The organism is Asticcacaulis sp. W401b, assembly GCF_046503825.1.
In the GTDB taxonomy this organism is placed as follows: Bacteria; Pseudomonadota; Alphaproteobacteria; order Caulobacterales; family Caulobacteraceae; genus Asticcacaulis.
Genome location: NZ_JBKFEE010000011.1, coordinates 74,995 through 83,384, shown reverse-complemented (window position 1 = coordinate 83,384; position 8,390 = coordinate 74,995). Strand labels below are relative to the sequence as shown.

The window sequence follows — 8,390 nt, the reverse complement described above, 5'->3', positions numbered from 1 at the left end:
TCATCCGACGCCCTTCGCTATCTTTTTGATATTAAAGGAATTTATGGATTTTTCTTTTCAGGTGGTGCCGGGATTTGGGAGCGGCATTTGATGCGCTATCGTGATCGACACAATTGATCATGGTTGCATCCAGCCAATCCCGTTCAAGCACGACACCACTCTACGCCTGTCTTGTTTTCGAATTCTGGGGACATCGATTCGTCGGGGGGCAGCGCACAATCCCCGGGTGAAATATCCTCGCTATTCCCTAATCCTACGATATCGTCCTTTCCGCCGCGAGCCAATATAGTTTATTAGACCGGCCTCTTTAAGCGCCGCGATATCACGACGCGCTGTCTTGAGGCTCACGGTCCATGCTGTGGCTATCTCTTTCGCATTGCAACGTCCTTCTGTGATTCGGTTCAAAAACCAACGTTGCCGCTTATTGAAGGCGAAGTGATCGGGGACATTTTTAGGGTCACTTTTGCGGACATGATTAGGGTCAGTTTTCAGCCCCTGCGCTGCTGCGTCGCCACCGGCGATTTCACCGGAAGCATAGGCCTCGCGAGCTCGCGCGAGCGAAATTCGATCAACTGCTTCCGTCAGTGGCGTCGCCAATGGACTCTCGATCAGTCCTAAAAAGAAGGCTCTGATGACGGGCGAGGAAACCACCAGCCGCAAGAAATATACGGTATCCGGCCCGTGCTGCCCCGCAAGCCAGTGCTTGACGGTCCTTTCGCATGCATCTGTTTGGCGCATAAGCTGTTTAATCGCGCGATGGCTATCGCCGTGCTCTTTGCGCAAAAGCTCAGCGATGGTCCGCGCATAGATTTCACGCCCACCGAGGACGCCTTTCCATAGGGGTAATTTCCTGCCCTTTTTCGGCAACATCTTCCGTTTTCTCCGCAGCTAGAATGGTGTCCATGCGGAGAGGCGGCAGAGGCTTGCCACAAACTGCGGCTTCAGACGTCTTAACTGCCGCGGTTATGTCCAGGAGTGCGTGATGAGATGAACCGGAGACTTTACGACGATAATCGGCCAGGGCAGCCGGAACGCCCCCTTCGCGCTGCCGAATACGTCCGCATGTCGACGGATCATCAGAAGTATTCTACGGAAAACCAATCCGACGCGATCAAACAATATGCCCAGTCTCGCGGAATTGAGATCGTCAAGACCTATGCCGACGCCGGGAAGAGCGGTCTCAAGATCGAGGGGCGCGACGCGCTTCAGCAGTTAATCGAGGACGTCAGATCCGGGCGCGTCGATTTCACCTTGGTGCTCGTCTACGACGTAAGCCGCTGGGGAAGATTCCAGGATGCGGACGAAAGCGCGTACTACGAATATCTCTGCCGACGCGCCGGTATCGCCGTGGAGTACTGCGCCGAACAATTCGACAACGACGGTAGCCCGATCTCGACCATTGTAAAGGGCGTGAAGCGGGCGATGGCCGGCGAATACAGCCGTGAACTATCAACCAAGGTGTTTGCAGGCCAAGGTCGCCTGATCGAGAAGGGTTATCGGCAGGGTGGGCCAGCGGGCTTCGGCTTACGTCGAACACTCATCGATGAGCACGGTGTCACCAAGGGCTTCCTCGAACGGGGCGAGCACAAAAGCATCCAGACCGATCGGGTGATCCTAACGTTGGGTCCTGCCGAGGAAGTCAATCTGGTTCGCGAAATCTACCGCTCGTTTGTTCATCAGGGATATAGTGAAAGCCAGATTGCAGCCGATCTCAATAGGAGGGGCATTACCACAGACCTCGGGCGTCCTTGGACCAGGGGAACGGTCCACCAGGTTCTGATCAATGAAAAATATGTGGGTGACAATGTTTGGAACCGCCAATCCTTCAAGCTGAAGAAGAAACGCGTCCAGAACGATCCCGAAATGTGGATACGTGCGCAGGATGCGTTTGCGGCCGTCGTCGAGCGCGAGTTATTCGAAGCGGCAAGAACAATGATTAGCGCGCGCTCCTTTCGCCTCAGCGATGAGGAGATGTTGCAGTCCCTGAGAAAGCTGTATCATCAACGGGGTTTGCTTTCCGGGATCGTTATTGACGAATGTGACGGGATGCCGTCCAGCAGTGCCTATAGCTCCCGATTTGGCAGCTTGCTTCGGGCGTATGGTCTCGTGGGTTTCACGCCGGATCGCGATTATCGCTATATTGAAATCAACCGCGAACTGCGAAAACTTCATCCTGAGGTTTTGCGTCAGGTGCTTGACGGATTTCGGACGTCGGGCAGCGATGCCTGGCAGGATCTTCAGACCGATAGGGTCGTCGTAAATGGCGAGTTCAGTCTCTCCGTTGTGATCGCCCGTTGCATGGAAACGCCTACCGGGCTCCTTCGATGGAACATCCGCTTCGATACATCATTTGCGCCCGACATCACGATCGTTGTGCGGATGGACAACGCCAATCGCGAGCCGCTTGACTACTACCTGTTCCCGCGCATCGACATGCTCTCCGAGAAGCTGCGACTTGGAGAGGAGAATGCGCTTGGGCTCGATGCCTATCGCTTCGACGGCCTCGGCCTTCTTTATGACATCGCCATGCCCGTTGCAATCGAGGAGGCTGCCTGATGCCTGCTGCTCGCCCCAGTCGGATCGAAATGATACCGATTTCCCGCATTACCGTTCTGAACCCTCGTGCGCGCAACAAACGCCAGCATCGGGAGATCGTGAACAACATTGAAGCTATCGGCCTTAAGCGACCGATCACTGTGAGTCGGCGCGATGGCGCGGGCGGGCCGAGATACGATCTGGTTTGCGGCGAAGGTCGGCTGGAAGCCTTCCAGATGTTGGGACAGACAGAGATTCCAGCCGTGGTAATCGAAGCCAGCGAAAGCGAATGCCTTGTAATGAGCCTGGTCGAAAACATCGCTCGGCGCACTCCGCGCCCCATCGATCTGATGAAGGAGATCGGTGCGTTGCGTTCTCGTGGGTTCAGCGATGCCGCGATAGCCGAGAAGATCGGCGTCGGAGCCTCCTGGGTAAACATGATCGCTTCGCTGCTTGAGCGCGGGGAGGAACGATTAGTATCCGCGGTGGAAACCGGGCTGATCCCCATCACACTGGCAATGGAGATTTCCAAGGCTGAGACGGAAGAAGCGCAGGACCTTCTTCTCGACGCCTACGAGACCGGCAAGCTCAGAGGCAAGAAGCTCGCTGCCGTCCGCCGTCTGCTAGAAATCCGGATGCGAAGCCAGCGCAAGGGGGCATTGCCAACTGGACGATTGGGAAGAAAGGGCACAGCCGTTCGCCGTATGACGGCCGCGGATCTCATGCAGGTGTATCAGCCTGAAGCGGAAAAGCAGCGTCTGCTCGTTAAGAAGTCGGACTTCACCCAGACTCGGCTGCTGTTCGTCGTCGAGGCGCTCAAGGATTTGCTCTCCAAGGACGGATTTATCAATTTACTGCGGGCTGAAGGACTAGCGACGATGCCTCGTGCGCTCACAGTCCGGGTGTCGGGAGGAGATCATGAGTGAAGAGGCAACCGACCGGGAGGATGGGCGCATACGTTTCGCCTTCGATCGTGACTTCATAACGGTTCCCGTCGCCGCCATCGTGCCACTGAAGACATTGCCGTCCGGCGCCCGGGAGAGCCGGTCTTATTCACAAGTCCTGAGTTCGATTAAGGCAATCGGTCTCATCGAAGCGCCCGTCGTCATGGCCGACGAAAAGAATGCCGGGACCTGGTTTCTCCTCGACGGTCACTTAAGGTTGGAGGTGCTGAAAGAACTCGGCATCACCGAAGTCGAGTGCCTGCTCACCGCAGATGACGACACTTACACCTATAACAAGCGCGTCAACCGGATCCCTCCGATCCAGGAACATCGCATGATCGCGCGCGCGATGGATCGGGGCGTCTCGTCGGCTGACATAGCCGCCGCTCTGAACCTACAGGTCGAGTCCGTGTTGCGGCGTTTCCGATTACTTGAAGGGATCAGCCCCGAAGCGGCTGAGATGCTGAAGGACACACCTTGCTCGATGAAGGTATTCGACATCTTACGACAGATGACATCGGTGAGGCAGATTGAAGCCGCTGATCTGATGATAGGTCAGAACAATTTCACGGTGATGTTCGCCCGTGCTTTGCGCGCTGCCACGTCCGAAAACCAACTTGCTTCGACCAAGAAAGGAAAGGGTGGGGGCAAACCTACACCTTCGGGTCAACAGATCGCCCGCATGGAGCGGGAGTTGGCGGCACTCCAGACTCAAGTAAAGTCGGTCGAGGAAACCTACGGCATCGACAATCTGCATCTGACCGTCGCGCGCGGCTACATCGCTAAACTTCTGGCGAACAATCGTGTCGTTCGCTGGATGGCAGTCCATCAGCAAGACTATCTCACGGAATTTCAGAAAATTGCTGAGATCGACACGCTCGGTTCCGTTGCTGAACCGCCGGCAGCCTAAACGCAGAGTGGGGACCCGGACCCAAAAAGCGCGGGGACCATGGGAGACGCCGCACGGCGGGGCGGATCAAGCATGGTGGTGGGAATGGCGGCGAACCCGCATGAAGCCCACCAGGCCGGTCGTCATATGGTCTGGCCGTATGAGGGACAATCTGTCCCCGGTTAACCAGGCGGGCGTGTCGAAAGCGCAGGCCGGCACGCCCGCCGTTTGCGTGTTAAACAATCAAGCATGATAAGCTGCGGTCTCGTACTCAATTCGCTTTGAATTGCGGCATTGGACACGGTTCCGTTCGTCCCAGGCGTCGAGCTCATCGACGTGGTAGAGGACAGCTTTTCCGATCTTTACGAACGACGGCCCGATTTTCATCGAGCGCCAATTTCGCAGGGTGCCCACTGAAATGCTGCCGCGATAGCGTTCCGCTACTTCTTCCGGCGTCAGGAATGTGGTTTGTGACATACATACTCCTTTGGCAGCAGTCCTGCCGTTGATGATTAGACATCGTAGAGCTCGAGAGGCATCTCCCGAGGCATTGACCAATCGGAGATCCTCGCACGTTGGCTAAGCCTCTATCGCGCACGCTCCACCACGGCAGAGCATGAACACGCCTGCACTGTCAGGGAAGTATCAATTTGGGGGCGTAGGGAATTCGGATAGGCTGGAATGTAAAAAGGCGGGGTAGGCCAGAAGACATTCTACAATACAGCTATTCACTACCTATGACTCGGAGCTTCATCGCACGGGTCTCCAGGAGATAGGTCTCCACGCCGGCGAGCAGATGCAGGCCTTCCTCCGTGATCGCCGCCCGCGACAAGCCGGGCTGAATAATTCTGACATCGAATTCATATCGATAGTCCTGCCAGCTTGCCTTCAGTTTTTTGAGAAACGCGGCAGTTCCGTGCTCGAAACGCGAGGTGCTGCCTTTTTCAAGACGCAACTTCTCACGCTTCAGCATGTGCGTGAACATTCTATAGGGGCGATCACGCCAACGTGCCGATTTTTGGGCCTGGCCACAGACCTCGTAAAGGTCTTTTACGCGCGCACCTGGTGTGTCCGCGCTGGAGTATTTGCAGTGGAGGAGGGTTACTTGCACAAGGCCTTCCGTCACACGAACGGCAACTACGTCCGCTATTTCACCCGCTCCGTCATCGTCGAAAATAAGATCATAGATGTTTCCATCCGCGAGCAATGTCTCGATCACCCGTCGCTGGACGGAATCTGGGCGCTTTTCTGGTCCCTGTGATTCTGTTCGAATATCTGTCCCGGACCAGTCCCAAGTTTCCACTCGATCTCGAGGATATGGTTCCACCTTAATACCGTCTGGTAAGGCATAGAGATGGCTGTAGATGAGGAGAGACCCGTCCCCGAAATCAATTTGAGGGGAGTCTTCACCAAAAGATTCCGACAGCGTTTTTACTTTGCCGCCAATCTTAATTGTCGCCTTCGCCCCTGATCGTTGCAGATAGCGGGCACCACCTTCCGCAAAAACGATCTCAAACTCAGCAGCATCAACATTGCTGTGGACCGAGAAACGCAGTGGCCCAGTGCGTTCATGGTCAAGCAATTCGATGTCGCATTCGGCGAATGGGACTGGGCGATCACCGAAGGTAATTTCGACGCGATCCTCGATCTGTGTCAGCAGTGACTCTGGCCAATGGATCGCAACCGGCGGTACTGCGGGCCTTTCGTTGATTTGACGGGGCCGCATGGCACTTTTGAAAACGCCATCAGTGGTGATCCCGGGATCGTTTACGGCCCGACCGATATCAGCGCACCACTCAACCCAATCGGTTAAATCGCGGACAGGTGAAATCGACCAGAACTTGCCCTTTGCCGAGCAGCCGCGTGAAGCCGGCACGCCGTCGAGAAAGCCGGTGGCAAAGACATTATTTTTGATGCGGGATTGCGACTTTGCGGTATCGAGCCCGTCCGCTACATCAACGCCCATGTACATTGAGTAACGAACACCGCGTCCCTGATGGTGGGTTAGGCCGAGATTGCGCAGAATAAGTCGGTTGAATCCGTGCAGGCATCGGAAAACTTCCTCTCCTTCCACCCGACGCGCTGTTTCGCCACAGATGACTTTAGCGAGGCGGTCGTAGGGGCCTTTAGCTGAACTGCTGATATAGAGAAGCTGTCGGTCTGGATCCCAGTGGACCATATGCAGGTCCCAGAAGACATTGATGGCATGCTGCGCCGTGGTCCATCCTGCTTGTTCTTCCGATCGAGTGACGAAAATGGCGACGCGCTGGTGTGGGTTGACCTTCATGCCGAGATAGATGCCTGGATTATACAGGTCCTCAGCTCGTAGTGGCTCCCAGGCCTCGCACGACGTTCGATAGACCACCGCGTTCATTTTTGGTTCGAGCGTCTGAAGCGGGATATCGTTCAGATCCCCGACGAAGCCCTTGAACATTTCGGAGCGGCGAACCTGTCGGTCGATCTTTGCCGTGCTGAGGGCCTCGACCAGAGCGTTCCAGTCGGCGTCCTCCGCATAGAGCTTGGCTAACGAACGGTCGATGTCGTCTACGCCAGTATTGGCGATAACAGTGGCATCGCCCAGGCGCGGATCTTGCCGCGTGAAACGGCCAACGAACTGGATGGTAACGGCAATGCTTTTGTGCGGATCATGAAGCGCCGCGATTTTCAATTCCGGAAGATCGAAACCTTCGCCGAGCATATCGACGCAGACGATGACCCGGCTCTCGAAGCGCCTTAATGCGGCCAGGTTTGCACGGCGTTCACGGATAGACTGTTGGCTGTGAACGATGACGGGGTTGAATTCTGGGAACAGTGCGCTGTAGATCCGGTGAAGATCTTTAGCGCGCTCGATAGTCTGGCAGCGCGCCATTGCAAGATGGTTGAGGCCAGCGTCCAGATCGCCCTGAAGGACTTCACCAAGCTTTTCGGCAATCGCCAGATCGGCATCAGCTTGGTCGAGGCCGAACACGGCTTCAAAACGAATGGGCTTGAAATAGCCTTCTGACTGAGCCTTCTTGAGGGGGTAGGTGTAGATGAACTCCCCGTCAACGCGACGTCCATCCTCTCGGAAGGGAGTGGCTGTGAATTGAACGATAGGGAGCGGTGGATCTCGATCAACAAAGAGGCCACGAAACCGAGCCCAAGTCGGGGCGCCGATATGGTGCGCCTCGTCGATGAAGAGCGCTGAAGCACGCTCGGCCATTTGCTCCTGAACGGGCGCATCCGCGCGGCCGGCAATCTGCATTGTGGTGACAATGACATTTGCGCTGTCGAAAATTTGGTCGACCTCCGCGGGACTTGTCGGGATATGCGATAGGCGCATGACAACCGGATAGGAAGCCTTATCGGCAAGGCATTTCTGTTGTCTCAAGACGCCGAAGGTTTCGAACTTGGATGCTATTTGTTCCCGTAAGGCGTCGGTCGGTACCACTACCAATAATCGCTCAAACTTCTCGTGGGCATTTAGAGCGAGCATCGTTTCGGTCTTGCCTGTCCCCGTCGGCATGACAATGGTTGCCGGTGCGGTCGATCGTGTTCGGTGTGCCAGCGCTGCGTGAAGCGCTCCGATCTGAGGGCGTCGCAAACCTGGACGCGCCGGTTCATCGGTGCGTCCTTCGCGCAGATATATAGCGTCAGCCCAAGAGGCTGAGACCGTAGACAGTAGATTTATCCGCGTATCGCGATCCATTGTAGCTATGTTGGCCGGCCGAGCGTTTATCCAGCGACCTTCGCCCAGCTCCAGGGCTTCGGCTATTTGCTTTGGGTCTGTGGCATCAGCCACAAGAAGAATAAGGTCAGCCTCAAGCGGTGTTGCCGTTTTCGCGCTTACAATTTTCAGCGTCTGTCCAGACTTCAGGATCGTCTCATAGCCTGTGACGCGGCGGATAACGAAGCGACGTAGTTTACAGCGAACGCGCTGGGCTGGAACGATCAACTGACGCACGGTGCTGCCCAAGACCTTACCGTCTATCGCGAGGCGAGGCGGGAGTAGTAGGTCGACCTCTGGGTCAAAGAGGTCATCC

6 protein-coding genes are annotated in these 8,390 nt (G+C 56.0%); 3 read left to right on the top strand and 3 right to left on the bottom strand.

Annotation, left to right across the window (positions count from 1 at the left end; all coding sequences use genetic code 11):
• Positions 1 to 240 precede the first annotated feature (240 nt).
• Positions 241 to 870: a DeoR family transcriptional regulator gene (locus ACK8OE_RS16905; RefSeq protein WP_410273524.1), complete on the bottom strand. Its 630-nt coding sequence runs from the start codon at positions 868 to 870 to the stop codon at positions 241 to 243.
• A 117-nt stretch (positions 871 to 987) separates the two neighbouring features.
• On the opposite strand from ACK8OE_RS16905, the gene ACK8OE_RS16900 reads away from it, so the two are divergent.
• Genes ACK8OE_RS16900 through ACK8OE_RS16890 form a run of 3 tightly spaced genes read left to right on the top strand, consistent with a single transcriptional unit; the run spans position 988 to position 4,389 of the window.
• Positions 988 to 2,556 carry a recombinase family protein gene (locus ACK8OE_RS16900; protein WP_410273523.1) on the top strand — a complete coding sequence of 523 codons (1,569 nt, stop codon included), beginning with the start codon at positions 988 to 990 and terminating at the stop codon, positions 2,554 to 2,556.
• Positions 2,556 to 3,461 (top strand): plasmid partitioning protein RepB C-terminal domain-containing protein, encoded by a 906-nt coding sequence (locus ACK8OE_RS16895; RefSeq protein WP_410273522.1) that lies wholly within the window; start codon positions 2,556 to 2,558, stop codon positions 3,459 to 3,461. The genes ACK8OE_RS16900 and ACK8OE_RS16895 overlap by 1 nt, the downstream gene beginning before the upstream one ends.
• Positions 3,454 to 4,389 carry a plasmid partitioning protein RepB C-terminal domain-containing protein gene (locus tag ACK8OE_RS16890; protein WP_410273521.1) on the top strand — a complete coding sequence of 312 codons (936 nt, stop codon included), beginning with the start codon at positions 3,454 to 3,456 and terminating at the stop codon, positions 4,387 to 4,389. The genes ACK8OE_RS16895 and ACK8OE_RS16890 overlap by 8 nt, the downstream gene beginning before the upstream one ends.
• A 222-nt stretch (positions 4,390 to 4,611) precedes the next feature.
• Here the strand turns inward: ACK8OE_RS16890 and ACK8OE_RS16885 are convergent, their stop codons facing one another.
• Both ACK8OE_RS16885 and ACK8OE_RS16880 read right to left on the bottom strand, forming a co-directional pair.
• Positions 4,612 to 4,845, bottom strand: coding sequence for a helix-turn-helix transcriptional regulator (locus ACK8OE_RS16885; RefSeq protein WP_226745375.1), 234 nt, complete (start codon positions 4,843 to 4,845; stop codon positions 4,612 to 4,614).
• Positions 4,846 to 5,092: 247 nt separating this feature from the next.
• The gene (locus ACK8OE_RS16880) at positions 5,093 to 8,323 is read right to left on the bottom strand and encodes a DEAD/DEAH box helicase (protein ID WP_410273520.1); all 3,231 of its coding nucleotides are present in this window, start codon (positions 8,321 to 8,323) and stop codon (positions 5,093 to 5,095) included.
• Between the last annotated feature and the right edge of the window lie 67 nt (positions 8,324 to 8,390).

Bases quoted from the DNA above. Each gene is read 5' to 3' on its own strand.
- ACK8OE_RS16905 (WP_410273524.1), bottom strand. From the start codon at position 870: ATGTTGCCGAAAAAGGGCAGGAAATTACCCCTATGGAAAGGCGTCCTC.
- ACK8OE_RS16900 (WP_410273523.1), top strand. From the start codon at position 988: ATGAACCGGAGACTTTACGACGATAATCGGCCAGGGCAGCCGGAACGC.
- ACK8OE_RS16895 (WP_410273522.1), top strand. From the start codon at position 2,556: ATGCCTGCTGCTCGCCCCAGTCGGATCGAAATGATACCGATTTCCCGC.
- ACK8OE_RS16890 (WP_410273521.1), top strand. From the start codon at position 3,454: ATGAGTGAAGAGGCAACCGACCGGGAGGATGGGCGCATACGTTTCGCC.
- ACK8OE_RS16885 (WP_226745375.1), bottom strand. From the start codon at position 4,845: ATGTCACAAACCACATTCCTGACGCCGGAAGAAGTAGCGGAACGCTAT.